This window comes from Paucisalibacillus algeriensis (assembly GCF_000577245.1).
Lineage (GTDB): Bacteria > Bacillota > Bacilli > Bacillales > Amphibacillaceae > Ornithinibacillus.
The window spans coordinates 50,639-69,057 of record NZ_CBYO010000007.1 but is presented as its reverse complement, the minus strand read 5'-3'; the positions used below and the strand labels follow the sequence as shown (position 1 = coordinate 69,057).

The 18,419-nt window shown below is 36.2% G+C and carries 16 protein-coding genes; 13 read left to right on the top strand and 3 right to left on the bottom strand.

Annotation, left to right across the window (positions count from 1 at the left end; all coding sequences use genetic code 11):
• Positions 1-77: 77 nt before the first annotated feature.
• The gene (locus TY11_RS05000) at positions 78-1,130 is read left to right on the top strand and encodes a zinc-binding dehydrogenase (protein WP_231495781.1); all 1,053 of its coding nucleotides are present in this window, start codon (positions 78-80) and stop codon (positions 1,128-1,130) included.
• A 14-nt stretch (positions 1,131-1,144) separates the two neighbouring features.
• Positions 1,145-1,780, top strand: coding sequence for a class II aldolase/adducin family protein (locus TY11_RS04995; RefSeq protein ID WP_042143570.1), 636 nt, complete (start codon positions 1,145-1,147; stop codon positions 1,778-1,780).
• 612 nt (positions 1,781-2,392) lie between these two features.
• On the opposite strand, the gene TY11_RS04990 is transcribed toward TY11_RS04995, so the two are convergent.
• Positions 2,393-3,160 carry a sulfite exporter TauE/SafE family protein gene (locus TY11_RS04990; RefSeq protein ID WP_042143569.1) on the bottom strand — a complete coding sequence of 256 codons (768 nt, stop codon included), beginning with the start codon at positions 3,158-3,160 and terminating at the stop codon, positions 2,393-2,395.
• A 99-nt stretch (positions 3,161-3,259) separates the two neighbouring features.
• On the bottom strand, positions 3,260-4,153 hold the full coding sequence (locus TY11_RS04985) for a LysR family transcriptional regulator (RefSeq protein WP_042143566.1): 894 nt from the start codon (positions 4,151-4,153) through the stop codon (positions 3,260-3,262).
• A 262-nt stretch (positions 4,154-4,415) separates the two neighbouring features.
• Here TY11_RS04985 and TY11_RS04980 point away from each other — a divergent pair, with 262 nt between their 5' ends.
• From TY11_RS04980 to TY11_RS04945, 8 genes are all read left to right on the top strand, one after another.
• Entirely contained in the window at positions 4,416-5,198 is a 783-nt protein-coding gene (locus TY11_RS04980; protein WP_231495780.1) for an IclR family transcriptional regulator, read from the top strand.
• Between the two features lie 198 nt (positions 5,199-5,396).
• A complete protein-coding gene (locus TY11_RS04975) occupies positions 5,397-6,371 on the top strand; it encodes a tripartite tricarboxylate transporter substrate binding protein (protein WP_052345735.1) in 975 nt (324 codons plus the stop codon).
• A gap of 67 nt (positions 6,372-6,438) precedes the next feature.
• Positions 6,439-6,900, top strand: a complete 462-nt coding sequence (locus tag TY11_RS04970; protein WP_042143564.1) for a tripartite tricarboxylate transporter TctB family protein — start codon at positions 6,439-6,441, stop codon at positions 6,898-6,900.
• Between the two features lie 15 nt (positions 6,901-6,915).
• A complete protein-coding gene (locus TY11_RS04965) occupies positions 6,916-8,421 on the top strand; it encodes a tripartite tricarboxylate transporter permease (protein WP_042143561.1) in 1,506 nt (501 codons plus the stop codon).
• 16 nt (positions 8,422-8,437) lie between these two features.
• Positions 8,438-9,589, top strand: coding sequence for a mandelate racemase/muconate lactonizing enzyme family protein (locus TY11_RS04960; RefSeq protein WP_042143559.1), 1,152 nt, complete (start codon positions 8,438-8,440; stop codon positions 9,587-9,589).
• A 16-nt stretch (positions 9,590-9,605) separates the two neighbouring features.
• The gene (locus tag TY11_RS04955; protein ID WP_042143557.1) at positions 9,606-11,408 is read left to right on the top strand and encodes an alkaline phosphatase family protein; all 1,803 of its coding nucleotides are present in this window, start codon (positions 9,606-9,608) and stop codon (positions 11,406-11,408) included.
• Position 11,409: 1 nt separating this feature from the next.
• Positions 11,410-12,357, top strand: a complete 948-nt coding sequence (locus TY11_RS04950; protein WP_042143555.1) for a sugar kinase — start codon at positions 11,410-11,412, stop codon at positions 12,355-12,357.
• Positions 12,358-12,383: 26 nt separating this feature from the next.
• Positions 12,384-13,040 (top strand): bifunctional 4-hydroxy-2-oxoglutarate aldolase/2-dehydro-3-deoxy-phosphogluconate aldolase, encoded by a 657-nt coding sequence (locus TY11_RS04945; RefSeq protein WP_042143548.1) that lies wholly within the window; start codon positions 12,384-12,386, stop codon positions 13,038-13,040.
• Positions 13,041-13,215: 175 nt separating this feature from the next.
• Here TY11_RS04945 and TY11_RS04940 read toward each other — a convergent pair whose 3' ends face one another.
• Entirely contained in the window at positions 13,216-13,926 is a 711-nt protein-coding gene (locus TY11_RS04940) for a metallophosphoesterase family protein (RefSeq protein WP_042143547.1), read from the bottom strand.
• A 306-nt stretch (positions 13,927-14,232) separates the two neighbouring features.
• On the opposite strand from TY11_RS04940, the gene TY11_RS04935 reads away from it, so the two are divergent.
• From TY11_RS04935 to TY11_RS04925, 3 genes are read left to right on the top strand one after another with little or no spacing between them, the layout of a single operon-like run.
• Complete coding sequence (locus TY11_RS04935) at positions 14,233-16,113, top strand: beta-glucoside-specific PTS transporter subunit IIABC (protein ID WP_042143545.1); 1,881 nt, start codon at positions 14,233-14,235, stop codon at positions 16,111-16,113.
• A 6-nt stretch (positions 16,114-16,119) separates the two neighbouring features.
• Complete coding sequence (locus TY11_RS04930; RefSeq protein ID WP_042143544.1) at positions 16,120-16,974, top strand: PRD domain-containing protein; 855 nt, start codon at positions 16,120-16,122, stop codon at positions 16,972-16,974.
• Positions 16,971-18,386: a glycoside hydrolase family 1 protein gene (locus TY11_RS04925; protein ID WP_042143541.1), complete on the top strand. Its 1,416-nt coding sequence runs from the start codon at positions 16,971-16,973 to the stop codon at positions 18,384-18,386. Before TY11_RS04930 ends, TY11_RS04925 begins: the two co-directional genes overlap by 4 nt.
• Positions 18,387-18,419 lie beyond the last annotated feature (33 nt).

Below are 18,419 nucleotides of genomic sequence, written 5' to 3'. Positions count from 1 at the left end.
ATTTTATAAACATACTTGTACCAACAACCCAACAAATATTTGATGGTTGTAATAATATTTACAGAGGAGAATTTGATATGCAAACATTAGAAGAAAAAAAGTTAATGAAGCGAGCATCCTTCTATGGACCCGGAGAAATAAAATTAGAGACAATTTCTGTTCCTAGACCTGGAAAAGGAGAGATTGTAATCAGAAATAAGGTAGCACTAACTTGTGGAACAGATGTAAAAACCTATGTGAGAGGCTATCCTTTATTAGAACCCCCAATTCCATTTGGGCATGAAGCTGCAGGAATAGTAGAATCTGTGGGAGAAGGAGTAGATAAATTTAAACCAGGCGATCGAGTTGTCGCCCATAATACTGCACCTTGTCAAGAATGTTACTACTGTAAACAGGAACAACATTCGATGTGCGAGGATTTAATTATTAATTGGGGAGCTTTTTCAGAATATCAATTAATTCCACAACGAATAGTCAGTCAAAATACTTTCCGTATTCCAGATAATGTAAGTTTTAAAAGCGCTGCTTTAACAGAGCCATTAGCCTGTGCGGTGTATGGCATTGAAGAATCAAATATAAAACTTGGAGATACAGTTGTCGTGAATGGTGCGGGTCCTATTGGTTTGTTTTTTATTACACTTGCCAATTTGAAGGGTGCACGTGTTATTGCTACAGATTTGAATGTTGAAAGATTAAAAACTGCCCAGAAGTTAGGGGCATCTGAGATTGTAAATATTTCTGAAGTAGATGACGTTGTTGAAGCAGTTAAGGAACTTACGGAGGACAATAGAGGTGTAGACGTTGCTATTGAAGCAGTTGGTTTACCCGAAGTATGGGAAAATACTATTCTCATGGCAAGAAAAGGTGGCATTGTCAACTTGTTTGGTGGACCTAAATCAGGTACAACTATTACCGTTGATACCAAGCTATTACACTACTCCCAATTAACACTTAAGGGTATTTTTCATACAACACCAAAGTATGTTAAGGCTGCTTTTGATTTAATATGCCAAGGGAAAATTGATGAAGAGATTTTCGTTAACAAAGAGTATTCTCTTGATTTTATTGAAGAGGCAATTATTAGTCATCGTGAAGGAAAAGTAATTAAAAATGCAATTATATTAGAATAAAGGGTGGATAGGAAATGACTTTTAAATTAGAAGTGGTTCATTTTGCTAAGAAGTGTTATAACAGTGGTTTAACCGTGGGAACTTCAGGAAATGTAAGTGTAAGAGATGGAAACCTAATGTATATTACTCCGTCTGCGTTACCTTATGATGAAATGACTGAAGAGGATGTATTAGTTGTAGATTTAACAAGTGGTGACATCGTGGAAGGAGCACGAAATCCTTCCTCTGAGACACCAATGCATTCGAATATTTATTATGGAAATCCAAATGTGGAAGCGATAGTTCATACACATTCAAAGTTTGCTACAATGTTTGCTTGTGCTCATATGCCAATTCCACCGGTACATTATACTATCGCTGATATCGGTAGAGAGGTTCCTGTTGCACCGTATGCACGATATGGTTCAGAAAAATTAGCAAAGTACGCAGTTGAAACTTTAGAAAAGAACCAAACTAATGGCGTACTTTTGGCAAACCATGGTGTGGTAGCTGTAGGGAGTACTTTAGATGATGCTTATCGTAGGGCTGAGACTATTGAAGAGGTTGCAGAGTTAGCGTATGGAAGTAAACTATTAAGTGAATTTAAACTTTTGACTGACGAAGAATTAGATGAGGCGTTGGAAGGGTTTAAGACCTATGTGAGTAACTGATTTTTTAGGTAGGGCCATATTACGCATTGGATCAAATCCCGAGGCGAGAATTGTTTATTATATACGTTTGGTAAGCGGTTGGTAACAACTGGAAGTGAGACAAAGTCCAGGCAATTTTTAAAGGATTACACTTTGTAGAAAATAGAATAGAGGTTATAACTTATCTCACCGAGTTAGCGTATTTCTTTTTGTGCGCTGCTTGGTATTTTTTTACAGCTTCACCATCAAAGTAACCAGTGTTAGCAAAATGGAACTGAACTTCTCCATAATCTACTTAACTTCAATCATTAAGTTTGATTTGCTTCGATCACCTGATGATTCTTATCCAGGTTAGACATTATTGTGAAGTGAAGTATTCCAACATTATTAGAAAATGTTTCAGGATGGGCGTATTAGATTGAATGCTACGAGTTTGTTAAATAAATATTTTTGAATAATGGGAAGTATAGGGAAAAGTGAACTATACTCCCTTTTGTGATTTTCCAATAAATGCTGTGCCGGTCTCGGATAGGTCCCTCAATATTAACGGACAGCATATTTCATTAATAGGAAAAGTAAAAATTACCTCTAAAAGAAGCAAGAGAACCGTCCCCACTAAGATAGTTTATTCATTTAACTAAAATACATTCTAAAACCTATAATACATAATAGAATGGAAAGCATTTTTATTATTACTTTACCAGGTAATCTCTTTGCGATAAAAACTCCTAGTTGTGAACCCACTATGACACCTAAACCTCCCCATAATACAATTACCCAATCTATATTCTGATGGAAAATATGTGAAGAGACGCCAACAAATGAATATATACCTAAGGAGAATATAGATGTTGCTGCTGCTTGGTGAGTTTTTAATTTAAATATGTAAATGAGAATAGGGACTAAAAGCCATCCTCCTCCGATACCTAAAAAACTCGAGATTATTCCCATTATAAGCCCCAAGGGAATAAACCACTTCGCGTTAAGAGTAAATGATTCTTCTTTTTTCTTGATATCCGAATTAGATGATGAATTTTTGAAGAAAAGAAAGATTCCGAGTGCAAGTAATAAGCTTGCAAAAGTCCAATAAAATATATTGGATTGAGAAGATAATTGTGAAAGTAGCCATACCCCCACTACTGCACCGGGAATTGCACCAATGATTATTTTGATTCCTACTTTGTAATTAATTAGTTTTTGTTTTGCATAACCATACATACCTGATAATGAGTTTATTAATACAATAACTAATCCCGAACCAGCTGCAATCTGCGGATCTAGGTCAAGCAATAATAAAAGTGCTGGTACAAAAATAAACCCTCCACCAGCACCCACTATTGTTCCATATCCACCAGCGAATATTCCAATAGTGAGTAGCAAAATACCTATCATTATATCCATAAAATAGCCTCCAAAAAAATCTATACTCTCAAAGTATCAAATTTTAATGAAACTGCATATTTAATATTTGTCATAGGCCATAACTAATAGGTATAACCCCTAGATAACTGGAACATTTTTTATTAATTCAACAAAAGTATCCAAACTTTGTCTACTAAATCTACTTTTCTTTCTGACTAACCATAGATTTCGCTTGAAATAAGCATCTTTAATTTCAATTTCTTTAAAGACACCTTGTTCTAAATCCCTCTGTACCGCGACCCTTGAGACAATACTAATTCCAAGACCAGCCTCTACAGCACTTTTAATTGCTTGCGTACTACCTAATTCCATATAATTTTCCAGGCTATCTAAAATCCCGTATTCCTTTAAAAAGCTCTCTATGATAAGTCTTGTTCCTGAAGTAGGTTCTCTCCAAATCATTTTCTCTTCTGCAAGTTCTTGGATATTGATTACATTTCTATTCGACCATTTATGTTCCATAGGATGAATGAGTATTAGTTGATCTTCCTCAAAAGCTTCTACATTAAAGTTTTTATTTTCCACGTTTCCTTCTACTAATGCTAAATCTATTACATCATTAGATAATGACTCTAGTACGTTAGGTGTGTTATCCACTATAAGTGTGATTTTTGTATCTGAGTAATGCTTTTTATATTGACCTAATAGCTTGGGTAGTAAGTATTCCCCGATAGTAAAGCTAGCACCAATCTTTAGTTGTGATTCTAGCTGGTTGATATTATCTAGCACAGCTTCTTTGGAACGTTCAAAGTCTGAAACTATTGATTTTGCTATTGGATAGAGTAATTTGCCATTTTCATTTAATAATAGCCGTCCTTCTACTCTATTAAATAAAGTTGCTTTATAGGTTTCTTCTAATTGTCTTATTTGCTTGGTTACAGCAGGCTGAGATACATAAGATAATTTAGCAGCCTGACTAATACTACCCAAATCTACTACTAAACAAAACATACGTAATGTTTCTATGTTCATATTTTTCTCCCCTTATTTGACTTGACATGTATGTTCTAATATGAACAAAAAGCAATATTTATCCCACATGTAACGGGCAGTAATACCTCTACTGATTGAAGTTTAAATTTATATAATTTTTGGTTATACCTTATAACTATTATTTATTTTTATCTTACTATAAATAATGCTAATATCAAAACTATAGATTTAATTAACAATAGTCACAAATGTATCCGCTTACCATGGGAGGTGTTGGTGACATTATATCGGGGGACATATGATGGTAATGTCAAATGTGCTGACAGTTCAGTCGGTTGATAGGGCATTAGAAATAATTGAAAAGTTAAAAGATAACCCAAATGGTATAGGGGTGACAGACTTATCTGTCATGTTAGGCGTATCAAAGAGTACTGTACATCGATTACTTATGTCTTTATCACAGGGTAATTATGTAAAAAAAGATTCTGTAACAGAACGCTACCAGTTAGGTCTAAAGTTCCTGGAATTGGGAGATATCGTGAGCGAGAACCTAGATGTTCGTAAACTTGCTTCACCTTTACTAAAGGAACTTTCTACAAAAACAAGTGAGACCGTCCACCTTGTAGTGATGGAATATAATGAGGTAGTTTATATCGATAAAGTAGAGAGTCCTGAGACAATTCGAATGTATTCTAGAGTAGGGAAAAGAGCTTCCATGCACTGCACTGGGGTAGGTAAAGTATTCTTAGCTCACTTGCCTGAGTGGGATGTCGAAAGAATTATTAAGGAAAAGCCTATGGTTAAGTTTACAGAGAATACATTAATTACTAAAGAGGATTTGTTTATTGAATTAAGGCGAATTAAGAGTAAGGGCTATGCCATTGATAATGAAGAACACGAGGTAGGTGTAAAGTGTATAGCGGCACCGATAATTGATTATAAAGGAAATATCATTGCTGCTGTTAGTGTTTCGGCACCAATCATGCGTCTAAATGATGAGAAGTTTGAGTTGATGAAACAAGAGGTTCTCTATTATTCTCAAAAAATATCGGAGCTTTTGGGCAATTTTTTTACTATTGTATGAAAGCGATATCAGTAAGTTATACAGATAAAGTAGTTGAAACTCCGATAACTTATTTTTTACATATACATTGGAACGGTGTTCCTTAATACGGAACGTCAATTCTTTTAAGGCGGTGATGGATAGTACAAGATGGAAAGCTAGATTATTGGGGACATGACTTAACTAATTTCAGGCTAATAAAAAAATGGAGGTTTTCAAATGAATAAGATATTTTTACCGATATTATTCGTATTAATTATTTCATTGATAGGTTGTAGTTCAAATGCTTCAGGTGATAAGGAGTTATCTGGTGAAGATTTTCCATCAGAAACAATTGAAATTGTTGTACCGTGGTCTGCAGGTGGAAGTAGTGATCAGACGGCTAGAGCATTAGCAGAAGCAATGAGTAATGTTGTCGATCAAAATGTAGTAGTCGTAAACCGAGAGGGTGCTGGTGGTACGATTGCAACTACAGAAGTTGCAACACAACAACCAGATGCCCATACGATTTTATTTGATGCGGTAGGAGTATTCACAACTCAACCACACCTAACAGAAGTGCAGTATTCTATTGATGACTTTAGCGCAATAAAAGGGCTAACCTACGAACCTATAGTATTAGTAGTAAACGCAGACTCTCCTTGGGAAACCTTAGATGATTTAATTGCTGATACAGATACTAGAATCACCTATGCACACTCTGGGGCTGGTGGATTACCAGATTTAGCACAAGTTGGATTTTTTCACCAGGCCGGAATCGAAGCTGAAAGTGTAGCATATGAAGGTCAAAATCCTGCAATAACAGCTTTACTTGGTGGACATGTTGACACAGCTGCTGCACACCCAGGTGGAATTATGCAGCACGTTGAATCAGGGGACCTAAGAATTCTAGGAATTTTCTCTCCAGAACGTTTTGAAGACTTACCAGATGTACCTACTTTTGAAGAAAAAGGTTTCCCTATTGATATGAGTGTTTGGAAATTCTTGCTTGTATCAAAAGAAACTCCAGATGATGTGGTTGCTAAATTAGAGGAAATTGTTGATGAAGCAATGAAAAGTCCTGGATACCAAGAATTCTTAGAAACTGCTAATCTAACACCACAAGAAATTAGTGGGGATGAGGTAATGGAGCGATTGCAAGCTCAGCATGAAGAGCATGGAGCAGTAATAGAAAAAATGGGGCTTTCCAAGTAATAATTTATCTTGAAGGGTGATAGAAATTATCACCCTTTCTATACTGAAAAAAAGTAGGTGGTATAACATGATAACTAAACAAAAAAGGGAACGTTATATATGGTTGTTTTTTCTAGTAGGGAGTATCTTGCTTTGGAAAGTACTTATTCCTGCGCAAATCCAAACAAATGCTAATTCTAATAGTAGTTTTGGACCAGACTTTTTCCCTAGTATTCTGGCAATCCTTATTTTGATAATCAGTGGGATTTCCTTTATTAGTACTTTTTTTATAAAGGAAACAAAAACAGAAGGGGAAACAAATTCGGAAGAAGGAGGAAAACCGGTTGCCGGTATTATCGTCTTTCTAATAACCGTCTTCTATTCCTTTATTATTGATTATTTTCATTTTATTATAGCATCTATTATTTGTATGTTTGTCATAATGTGGGTGCTCTCCGTTCGAAAATGGTATTTATATGTGATAATGGTAGCTTTTATTTTTCTAGTTAATTTTATCTTTGAGGATATTATGTATATCAATCTACCTTAGTAAGGGGGGAATAATATGGGAGATGTATTAATAAATAGTCTTTTATCAATATTTGAATTCCAAACATTGCTGTTTATGATTTTGGGGGTGGTATTAGGATTTATATTCGGATCATTACCCGGGTTGACTGCAACAATGGGAGTTGCCCTTATGCTACCTGTTACATATGGGTTAGAACCAACAACAGCTATGTTATTTCTATTAGGGATTTATTGTGCAGGAACTTATGGTGGTTCTGCATCCGCAATTTTAATTAATACACCAGGAACTCCGGCTTCTGCGGCTACTGTTATTGATGGTTATGCACTTGCTGAAAAAGGAAAAGCTGCAGATGCTTTACGAATGGCATTGCTTGCTTCTGTTGTAGGGGGATTATTTAGTGCTTTAGCATTACTATTAATTGCACCACAGTTGTCGAAGTTTGCATTAAACTTTGGGCCACCAGAGTTTTTCGCATTAGCTTTTTTTGGTTTAACAATGATTATCAGTGTTAGTGGAGATAATTTAAGAAAAGGGATCATTATGGGTCTCCTTGGGATGCTGATTGCAACTGTCGGCTTAGATCCAATAAGTGGTTTACCTCGTTTTTCTTTTGGTGATAGTTATATGATGGGTGGTATTAATCTTATTCCTGCACTAATTGGATTATTTGCCATTTCTGAGATTGTTAAAAAAGCACAAACAGCTCATATCCATAAAGATGAAAAAATTAGTAATATCGATAAGGTAGTGATGTCTTATCGAACAATGATTAAGAAATTCAAAAAGACCATGTTAAAGTCAAGTTTCATTGGAACGATTATTGGTGCGATACCAGGTACAGGACCTGCGATTGCTTCGTTCCTAAGTTATAACGAGGCTAGAAGAGCATCAAAGAATAAAGAAGAATTTGGTAAAGGCTCATTGGATGGGATTGCTGCTGCTGAGTCAGGGAATAATGGTGTGACTGGAGCAACACTTATTCCCTTACTTACATTAGGGATTCCAGGTGATACTGTCACAGCTGTCATGTTAGGTGCACTTATGATGCAAGGATTGGCACCGGGACCACAATTATTTGTTAACTATGCGGATATGATGTACACCATTATGCTTGGGTTACTACTAGTTAACATTTTTATGTTTATTCAAGGTTCTTTTACTACAAAGGTATTTGCCAAGATTAAGCTAGTGCCTACCAATTTATTAATGCCTATGTTATTAATTCTTTGTTTTATAGGTGCATTTGGAGTTAATAATACAATGTTTGACGTTAGGGTCATGTTAGTGTTCGGATTAATTGGTTACTTTTTACCGAAATTTGGTTTTCCAGTTACACCAATGTTGCTAGGGATTGTACTCGGTCCGATAGCGGAAACATCATTTAGACAGGCGCTTGCAATAAGTGATGGAAGTTATATGATCTTTTTAACTAAGCCTATCTCACTTGTGTTTATTGTACTTGCAGTTTTATCCATTTTATTACCGATCATTAAGGTGCTAATTTCAAAATCACATTTAAACAAGACACAAAAATCATAAATGGGGGAGTCGTTTCATGAAAATCACAGATATTATCACTCATGTTTTAAGGAAACCATTAGATGAACCATTTGCTTTTTCACAAGGATGGGTAAAAAACAGAAGTACTATGATTGTTGAAATTGTTACCGATGAAGGGATTGTAGGTTGGGGAGAATCCCTTTGTCATGGTTTACAACCTCCTGAAATTGCAGCATCTTTCGTAGAGCATTGCTTTAAACCACGGTTATTAGGACGGGACCCATTTGATGTAGAAGTGCTGTGGGAGGAAATGTACAATGCTACCAGACCTTTTGGTGGAGGCGCAGCTGTTAATGCCATCAGTGGTGTCGATATTGCACTATGGGATGTAATTGGAAGAGCCTTAAACAAGCCGATTAGTAAGTTAATTGGTGGGAATTTTCGCGATGAAATTACACCTTATGCAACAGGATTTTATCGAAAAGAAGGAAAAGAATACCTACAGGCAGGAATTGAAGAAGCAAATGAGCACCTTTCAAATGGCTTTGAGGCATTTAAGTTGAAAATTGGATTCGGTGTAGAAACCGACCTAGAGTATATCTATACCATTCGGGAAGCAGTAGGGAACGAACCTAAAATAATGCTAGATGCGAATGGTGCGTATAATTCCTCGCAAGCTAGAAGATTACTCTTAGAATTAGAAGATGCTAATATTCATTTCTTCGAAGAGCCCCTAGCTCCAGAGGATATAGAAGGTTATAAAGAAATAAAAAATCTAACTAGTACATACGTGGCTACTGGAGAAAATCTATTTGGAAAAATAGGTTATCGTCATTGGATTTCTCAAAAGGCAGTAGATATTCTGCAACCGGATCTTTGTTCATCCGGGGGCTTTACGGAGTGTAAAAAAATTGCCGCTATGGCACAAGCATGGAATACAATGGTTATCCCACATGTATGGGGTTCTGGTATTGGACTAGCGGCATCAATGCAGTATATCGCAACCTTACCACCTGCACCTTTATCACTTAATGCGGATCAGCCTTATCTTGAATATGACCAATCAGATCATCCTTTCAGAGAGGATTTAATCTTTCATGCGATTAACATGGAAAATGGAAAAGTAGCTGTTCCACAAAAGCCAGGCATCGGGGTTGATGTTAATCGGGAAGTCATCGAAGAATATAAGATTGAAGTCTTTAAATGATAGGAGTGTGGAAAAAGTGGCAGAACAAAAAGTAGTTTTATTTGGAGTGGATGGTTTAATACCAGAATTAGTATATAAATTTGCTAGAGAGGGGTACCTTCCAAACATATCAGACATGATGGAGAAGGGAGCAACAACGGAACTGCTTCCTTATATATCTACATGGGGAGATGTGAACTGGGTTTCTTTTCTAACAGGACAGGCTCCTGGTAACTCGTGGAAAGGTCAATCATTACCTCAACAAAATAATGACCATTTAATTGGACTTACACAAGCTGAGGGTAAGAAGTGTGCTTTGGTACATTTTCCGAATTCTATTTCTGTGGATGAGACGAATCATTTTAGTTTTGCACCATTTTATGGTGGGAAGGAAAAAGCCCCTTTTGAACTGGCATCCCCAAGAGTATTTAGTACGAACCTAGATAAATGGCCATTAAAAGAGGTAAAGGAATCATTAGGCTGGCCACCAATAGCTACGGTTGCACACCATGAAAAAAATAATCGTTCTTCTATTACCAAAGTTAACGATGAATTTACTTTTACTATTCAGTTAACAAATGGTAAGGATAAAGAAGTATCCATTAATCTAGTAAATGATGAAGAGATTAAGTTGATATTGGACAAGGACACGGTAATTCCTGTACAGGTTAATAGCTGGTCAGATTGGGTTACCATTGATGTAGATGATGCTGTAGAAGGAACAGTTCGTTTTAAACTAGTTCATTATAATAGGGAACAAGAAGAACTAGATATCATACAAACACAAATATTAGATTTAGCTAAGATTTCTAGTGATAATACTTTAGCTATGGAATTAGTCGATAGAAATGGTCCGTTTATACAATCGTGGACAGTCAAAGCATCACCAACTGAAATGTACCATGAGACTAGTTTTGAAGAAGCAAACTATCAAGCTACTTGGTTAGCAAATGCTGCACTATGTTTATTAAATGAAAAGGGATTTGACTTGTTTGCAACTGTATTTCGTATAAATGATGAAACACATCATACAAGTTTAGGACAATATGATCCAGCATCTCCATTTTATTCTGAAAAGGATTCCATTCTTTATGAAGAAAATATGTGGAAAAGCTATATCTTATTAGATAAAACCATTGGTAAGATCATGAAGGAGAAAGATGATGATACGACTTTAATATTGGCTTCTGACCATGGTGATGTTCCAAATACGTATTTTTGTGATGTTTATTTACGATTAGAAGAATGCGGGCTTTGTGTATTAGATGAATATGGAACTCCGGTTCTTGAGAAGTCAAAGGCCTACTTGAAAGATGAAAGAGGCGGATTAGAGATTTATGTCAATCTTCAAGGTAGAGAACCAAATGGTATCGTTGCATTAGAAGATTATGAAGCTGTTCAACAGGAAGTATTCCGTGCTATAACTACTTGGAGTTATGAAGGTAAGCAAGTTAGCGCACTAACTCTGAAAAAACAAGACGCATCTATAATTGGTTACTGGGGACCTTTAATGGGAGATGTAATATTTGCATATAGTCAAGGGTTTGTATGGGGAACAAATAAGAAGGATGTAGTTGCAAAGGTTTCTTCACCGGGGGCAAACCATGGTCCACAGATTCCTAGTGCTAGAACAGAACATTCTTCTAATTGGGGGATATTTGTTGCCTCTGGAAGAACTAGTAAGACAGGATATCATCGTGATTCCCAAGTTTCAGGGCCATATTTTATGAGTGATGCTGGAAGAACGATTGGTGATTTACTAGGAATTAATGATACCTCAACATTGGATGGCAGATTTATGACAGATCTTTTTATGAATAATTCAGGATCGAGGGGTTAAGATGGATGTTATTACTTTAGGAGAAAGCATGGTTTTGCTTTCCCCAGATTCCAATGGACCACTCCGCTATATAAATCGCTTTAACAAGATGATTGGTGGTGCTGAATCTAATGTCGCGGTCGCATTAACTAGACTAGGTCATCGGGTTGGATGGGTTAGTAAATTAGGAAAAGATGAATTTGGGATATATATCCGTAATGTGATTCGTGGTGAGGGAGTAGATACATCCCAGGTCTTGTTTGATGAGAATTATTCTACTGGTGTTTTCTTTAAGGAAAGAACTGTTGGTAGGGACCCAAATATTTATTATTATCGACATAATTCTGCAGCTAGCAAGTTAAGTGCAGAAGATATAGTTCCTAGCTATTTTCAACAGGCTAAATTTGTACATCTTACTGGCATTACAGCTGCCCTAAGTTCTACAAGTAAAGAAGCGATTAAAAGGGTAGTAAATCTAGTGAAAAGAAATGAAAATCAGTATCTTGTTTTCGACCCAAATATTCGATTGAAATTGTGGTCAGAGGAAGAGGCGCAAGAGGTCTTAAATGATATAGCTAAGGAATGTGACATAGTCATGCCTGGAATTGATGAAGGGAAACTTCTAACTGGTGAGAGTGAACCTGAAAAAATCGCACAATTCTATTTAGAAAAGGGTACAAGCCTGGTTGTGGTTAAATTAGGGGCAAAAGGTGCATACTTTGCTACCCAAAGTGAAGATGGGTATGTACCTGGATTTCCAGTAAAAGAGATAGTGGATACGGTAGGTGCTGGAGACGGTTTCGCTGCAGGTGTTATCTCCGGGTTATTAAGAGGCTGGAATTATTATGATTCTATTAGATTAGGAAACAGAATAGGAGCTCGTGCTTTATCTGTGGAAGGAGATTTTGAAGGCTATCCATACTGGGATGAAATTGACCCAAACCACTCTAATACTCGGGTAACTAGATAGAATAATATTTTTATAGGAGGGGTAAAATGAGTAATTCTAAATTAAACAAACTGATTTCATCGGGTATTGTTGCGGTTGTTAGACGAGTAGAGCCAAGTAAAGTAAATCGGCTTGTAGAATCCCTCATTGCTGGTGGTGTTACTGGAATAGAAGTAACAATGGACTCAGAAAAATCATTAGAGAAAATCTATGAGTTAAAGGGACTTTATGGAGATAAGGCAGTTATTGGGGCCGGAACAGTTGTTGAACAACAGCAGGCAAAGGAAGCAATTGCAGCTGGAGCAGATTTTATATTTGCACCAATATTAGATAGGGAAACCATCGAATATACAAAAAAAGAAGGTAAAATAATGATCCCTGGTGCATTTACTCCAACTGAGATCTATCGAGGTTACGAATGGGGAGCAGATATTATCAAGGTGTTCCCCGCTAATACACTCGGCTCACAGTTTATTAAAGACATTAAGGGACCTTTAAATGATATACCAATCATGCCAACGGGTGGAATCTCACTAAAAAATATTAAGAGTTTCTTTGAAGTAGGATCGATTGCAGTTGGTGTTGGGGGGTCTTTAGTTAATTCTTCCTTATTACAGTTAGAAGAATGGGACGAATTAGAGAAACTAGCCAGGTTATTTGTTGAAAGTTCTCGAGAATTCGAGAATAGATTGGCACAGATATAGGTACCGGGGATAATCGGGTATTGTAAGAAAGAAGGCACAATTTGCAGGTATAATCTGTTTATTGTACCTTCTTTTTATTATATTTTGAAGGTACTCATAAATCTAAGTGCCAACCTGTTTCTAAAGAGAGCTTTTAATTTTATCTATAATGAAGCATAAGAACAGTCCCTTTACTTCACATAAATTGATCATACATAATTTCTTTATAATATCCCTCATAACCAACCATTCCCAGTTCCTTAGCTTCCCTAAGCTCTGTCTCCCTATCATAAGGAACTCTGACAAAGTTAATCGAATTTGCCCCATGTGAGCCATCAAGAATCACATATGTAGCGTCCACGACATCTAAACCAACACTTCCTACATTACAAAGGATTCCAATTTCATAAGTTCTTAACCAAGTCAGGTGTATATCTCCATAAAATATCATATCTGGTGTTCGAGTAGAGTGAAGTGAATCGGTTTCTTCGCTATTTTCAAAAAGGGATAAACACTTTTCTGTTGGATGATACTCCGGTGCAATTCGCTCGTAAACGCTCCTCGGAGATGCATGAAAACAACGACATAGTTTCCCGTTTAATTCAAAATCAATATAAAAAGGCAAGGAGGACAAATAGTTATAATCCTCATCTGTTAACCGATTCTGAATCCAATTAATAGCTTCATTATCAATCTCATCGCGGATAAACACATCCCAATTTCCATAAATGACTTTGTCGCAATGCATTCGAACAAGTTCAATACACTCTGAACCACGTGGACCCTTCCCGACCAAATCTCCCAAACAAAATATCTGGTCCACACCACGTTTTTCAATATCCTCAAGGACCGCCTTTAATGCAGTTAAGTTACCATGAATATCTGAAATAATTGCAATCTTTGACAAGCCAACTTCCCCCTTTGGTAAAATACTATATTGTCAGTGTATATTAATTTTCAAAATAATTGAATAGATAAGTTGGGACGTAGGGTCTGGGACTTGGGGTGTTGACATGATAGCGCTTTTATTTTATTATGTAGATATGAAAATTATATAATTCTATTAAATGACGTGTTACCGGTAAAGCGGGCAAGATCAGATTAAATAGAGGTCTCTTTGACTTTCTATTTGGTTTGGTCTTTTTTTGTTTTTATAGGGAAAATACTTGGCCGAGTATATAATTGAAATCTACTAATAAAAGGGAGAATTTTTATGAGCTATCAAAAGTTAGCTGAAGAGATTGTTCAGTTAGTTGGCGGGAAAGAGAATATATCTTCTCTGTCACATTGTGTTACAAGATTGCGTTTTGTCTTAAAAGATAAAACAAAAGCAGATAAAGAAACGATAGAAAAGAAGGATGAAGTCATTTCTGTTATTGAAAGTATTGGGCAATTTCAAGTTGTGGTAGGAAACAAGGTAAATGATGTCTATGATGCTGTCATTGATATCGTTGGAGAGTTAGATGATGAAACCACACCAGCTCCATCTAAGCAATCCGATGGAAGTCTATTTAATAGAGCCATACAGACTTTTGCAAGCATCTTTACCCCAATTATTCCTGCATTAGCAGGTTCAGGGATGATTAAAGGGATTCTAGCCGTTATCGCACTAGTAAGTGCTTCATATTTTGACTATGATTTTAAAGCAACAGATACGTATCAGATCTTATTTGCTGCATCAGATGCAATTTTCTATTTTATGCCGGTTATTCTAGGTTATACGAGTGCAAAAACCTTTAAAGCGAATCCTTATGTAGGTATGATTATTGGAGGAACGTTGGTTTATCCAAGTATCGTATCGATGTTAGCTTCAGAAGAGGCAGTAACCTTACTAGGGTTTACAGTTACTAAAGCAACCTATACTTCATCTGTAATTCCTATCATCATTGCGGTATTAATATTATCTTATGTAGAAAAGTTTCTAAGAAAATATATTCCAGAGGCTATTAAGCTAATTGTAGTTCCTGCTTTTTCCATGTTAATTATGATTCCTGCAACTCTATTATTATTCGGTCCTATTGGAATATATATAGGAAATGTTATCAGTGCGGGTTACAAAGGTTTAATAGACTTTTCGCCGGCATTAAGTGGCGCTTTCATTGGTGGAATGTGGTGTATTTTTGTTATTTTTGGGGCGCATCGTGCAATTGTACCTATTGGTTTAAATGATATTGCGACAACTGGAAGAACAACACTATTTGCCTTTACAACTGCTGCTAACCTTTCTCAAGCAGGAGCTGCATTAGGTGTATTCTTAAAAACAAAAGACAAAGGTTTAAAAACAATTTCGTTATCCGCGAGTATTACAGCGTTATTTGGTATTACTGAACCGGCAATATATGGGGTTAACTTACGATACAAAAAGCCAATGCTCTTCGCAGTCATTAGTGGAGCTATTGGTGGAGGCGTTATTGGATGGGCAGGTACGTATGGTACGACCTTTGCAAATCAGGGTGTCCTGACATTAGCAGTCTATGCAGAACCAGGTATGAGACTATTTATCCTGTTTATTATTGGATTATTAATTTCATTTGTTGGTGCCGCAGTCCTAACATACTTCTTTGGCTATAAAGATGAAGTGGAAGGATCCCCAACCGAGGAAACCAATGCTAATAAGGAGCAAGAGATGGTTGGAGACCTAGCTTTGAATGTACCTATAAAAGGGGAGGTATTTAATATTAAGGATATTAATGATGAAGTGTTTTCATCTGAATCTATTGGAAAAGGAATCTATGTGAAGCCTACAGAGGGTGTTGTTTATGCACCTGATTCAGGAGTTATTTCGTTAATATTCCCGTCCTTACATGCAATTGGTATAAAACTAGATAATAATGTGGAACTTATGATTCATGTGGGAATTAATACGGTTGAATTACAAGGAAAACATTTTGAAAAGTTTATTGAAGAAGGTCAACGAGTAGAAAAAGGGGACAAACTATTAGCCTTTGATATCAAAAATATTAAAAAAGCTGGGTATGACACATCTACTGCAATTGTAGTTATTAATTCGGGTGATTTTGCAGAAATTACACCTAAAGAAAATAATAAAGCTGATTTAAAGGATATTGGTATGACTCTAATATATGCGAGATGATATGGTATGCAAGTTATAAAAGTATTAAATAATTCGCTACTTTTGGCTGTAGATAAGGAAGGCTATGAAGTAGTACTCATGGGTAAAGGGATCGGTTTCAATAAAGCTATTGGTCATAAAATCGGGGATAAAGATATTGAAAAAACATTCGTGCTCAAGAATCGTGACGTTTCCAGAAATATTATCCAACTGGCAAATGAGATTGATGTGGAATATTTTGAAATGGCAAAAATGATTATCGATTATGCCATAGATAAATACGAAATGAATTTGATGGAATATATCTATCTATCTTTGACAGACCATATTGCCCAAACGGTGAAGCGGATTCAATCTGGAATTGTAATTCCTAATCTATATAATGCAGTTATTAGGCAATTCAATATTCGAGAGTATGATATTGGGGCATTTGCTACTGAATTAATGAAGGAAAAAACAGGAGTTTCCATTCCTGATGAAGAAATCGGAAATATTGCGATCCATTTTATCAATGCGCAAAAAGATAATGCTTATCAAAAAAATGATAATGAAATATCGTATTTTGTAAATTCTATTTTGGGAATAGTTAAAGATACATTCCAGATTGATTTCGATGTGAGAAAGATTTCCTTTAATCGCTTTATTATTCATTTGCAATCCTTCAGTCATCGTCTCATCCATAATCTGATGACGGATGACGATCCCAATGACCATCTCTATACGCAAGTTTCGACTCTTTATCCAAAGGAAAAAAATTGTAGTGATAAAATTGCCGATTATATAAAAGAAAAATATAACATTACCATTAGTCATCAAGAAATTGTTTATTTAACCATTCATATCCGAAAAACTTTAATGGAATCTGGAGGAGAATTAACATGACATTTCCAAAAAACTTTCTGTGGGGTGGAGCTGTTGCAGCGAATCAATGTGAGGGTGCTTATCGTGAAAAGGGAAAAGGCCTGAGCATTATCGATGTACTTCCGAATGGGGTTCATTCTACACCAACTGATACGGTAGAAGAGGATGTCTATTATCCAAGTCATGGAGCGGTTGATTTTTATCATCGTTTTAAAGAAGATTTGGCTTATATGAAAGAATTGAATTTCAATGTTTTTAGAACTTCAATAGCATGGACAAGGATTTATCCAACCGGTATGGAAGAAGAGCCAAATGAAGAGGGGCTTAAATTCTATGATCAGTTATTAGATGAAATTATCAACAATGGGATGACTCCACTTGTAACGATTTCTCATTTTGATACACCACTCTATCTAAGTCAGAAATATAACGGCTGGGAAAGTCGTGAATTGATACCTTTATTCGAAAAGTACTGCCGCACGGTATTTAACCGCTATCGAGATAAAGTGAAATATTGGATTGTTTTTAACGAGATTAATAATGTGCACACTATGCCTTATGCAGCAGCTGCAATCCGAGAAGATAAAGCTGAGAATGAAGCGGAAAGTTTACGGATGAGATATCAAGCAGCACATCATATGTTTGTTGCTAATGCAATAGCTGTCAAGATGGGCCATGAGATTATTGCGGATTCACAAATCGGATGTATGCTTTCCTTTAGTGGAATCTATCCTAATTCATGTGATCCTCGAGATGTCTTTAGGACTCTTGAATTGGAACAACGCTCTTATTTCTTTGCTGATGTGATGATGAATGGAGCATACCCATATTACGCAGAAAAGCTTCTAGGAAATACATTTTCTCAGTTAGAAATACTAGAAGAAGATCTGAACCTAATTTCATCCTATACCAATGATTATGTATCTCTAAGCTATTACCGGAGTACTACCATTAAAGATGGAATGATGACTACTGGCCATACAGGAGGAATAAAAGGAATCGATAACCCATTCCTTGGAAATACACCATGGGGCTGGCAAATTGATCCACTTGGTCTACGAGTTGTTCTTAATAAGCTTTACGACCGTTATGGTAAAAAGCTATTTATTGTGGAGAATGGTCTTGGAGCAGCAGATGAAGTAGTAGTGGAAAATGGGGAAAAACGTATACAAGACCCATACCGAATTGATTATATTAGAGATCATATCCAAGCAATGGCCGGTGCTATCGAAGATGGGGTGGAGGTCCTGGGCTATACGTATTGGGGACCATTTGATATTGTGAGTGCAGGTACTGGAGAGATGAAGAAAAGGTATGGCTTCGTTTATATAGACAAAGATAATGAAGGAAATGGAACCTTAGAACGTATCAAAAAAGATAGTTTTGACTGGATGAAGAAAGTAGTTGCCTCCAATGGAACAAATCTGTCGTAATACAAGTAGTAGCTTCACGTATTATTAGATTTT

Excerpts from the sequence above, each read along its gene's own strand:
- TY11_RS05000 (WP_231495781.1), top strand. The coding sequence starts at position 78 with ATGCAAACATTAGAAGAAAAAAAGTTAATGAAGCGAGCATCCTTCTAT.
- TY11_RS04995 (WP_042143570.1), top strand. The coding sequence starts at position 1,145 with ATGACTTTTAAATTAGAAGTGGTTCATTTTGCTAAGAAGTGTTATAAC.
- TY11_RS04990 (WP_042143569.1), bottom strand. The coding sequence starts at position 3,160 with ATGGATATAATGATAGGTATTTTGCTACTCACTATTGGAATATTCGCT.
- TY11_RS04985 (WP_042143566.1), bottom strand. The coding sequence starts at position 4,153 with ATGAACATAGAAACATTACGTATGTTTTGTTTAGTAGTAGATTTGGGT.
- TY11_RS04980 (WP_231495780.1), top strand. The coding sequence starts at position 4,416 with ATGGTAATGTCAAATGTGCTGACAGTTCAGTCGGTTGATAGGGCATTA.
- TY11_RS04975 (WP_052345735.1), top strand. The coding sequence starts at position 5,397 with ATGAATAAGATATTTTTACCGATATTATTCGTATTAATTATTTCATTG.
- TY11_RS04970 (WP_042143564.1), top strand. The coding sequence starts at position 6,439 with ATGATAACTAAACAAAAAAGGGAACGTTATATATGGTTGTTTTTTCTA.
- TY11_RS04965 (WP_042143561.1), top strand. The coding sequence starts at position 6,916 with ATGGGAGATGTATTAATAAATAGTCTTTTATCAATATTTGAATTCCAA.
- TY11_RS04960 (WP_042143559.1), top strand. The coding sequence starts at position 8,438 with ATGAAAATCACAGATATTATCACTCATGTTTTAAGGAAACCATTAGAT.
- TY11_RS04950 (WP_042143555.1), top strand. The coding sequence starts at position 11,410 with ATGGATGTTATTACTTTAGGAGAAAGCATGGTTTTGCTTTCCCCAGAT.
- TY11_RS04945 (WP_042143548.1), top strand. The coding sequence starts at position 12,384 with ATGAGTAATTCTAAATTAAACAAACTGATTTCATCGGGTATTGTTGCG.
- TY11_RS04935 (WP_042143545.1), top strand. The coding sequence starts at position 14,233 with ATGAGCTATCAAAAGTTAGCTGAAGAGATTGTTCAGTTAGTTGGCGGG.
- TY11_RS04930 (WP_042143544.1), top strand. The coding sequence starts at position 16,120 with ATGCAAGTTATAAAAGTATTAAATAATTCGCTACTTTTGGCTGTAGAT.
- TY11_RS04925 (WP_042143541.1), top strand. The coding sequence starts at position 16,971 with ATGACATTTCCAAAAAACTTTCTGTGGGGTGGAGCTGTTGCAGCGAAT.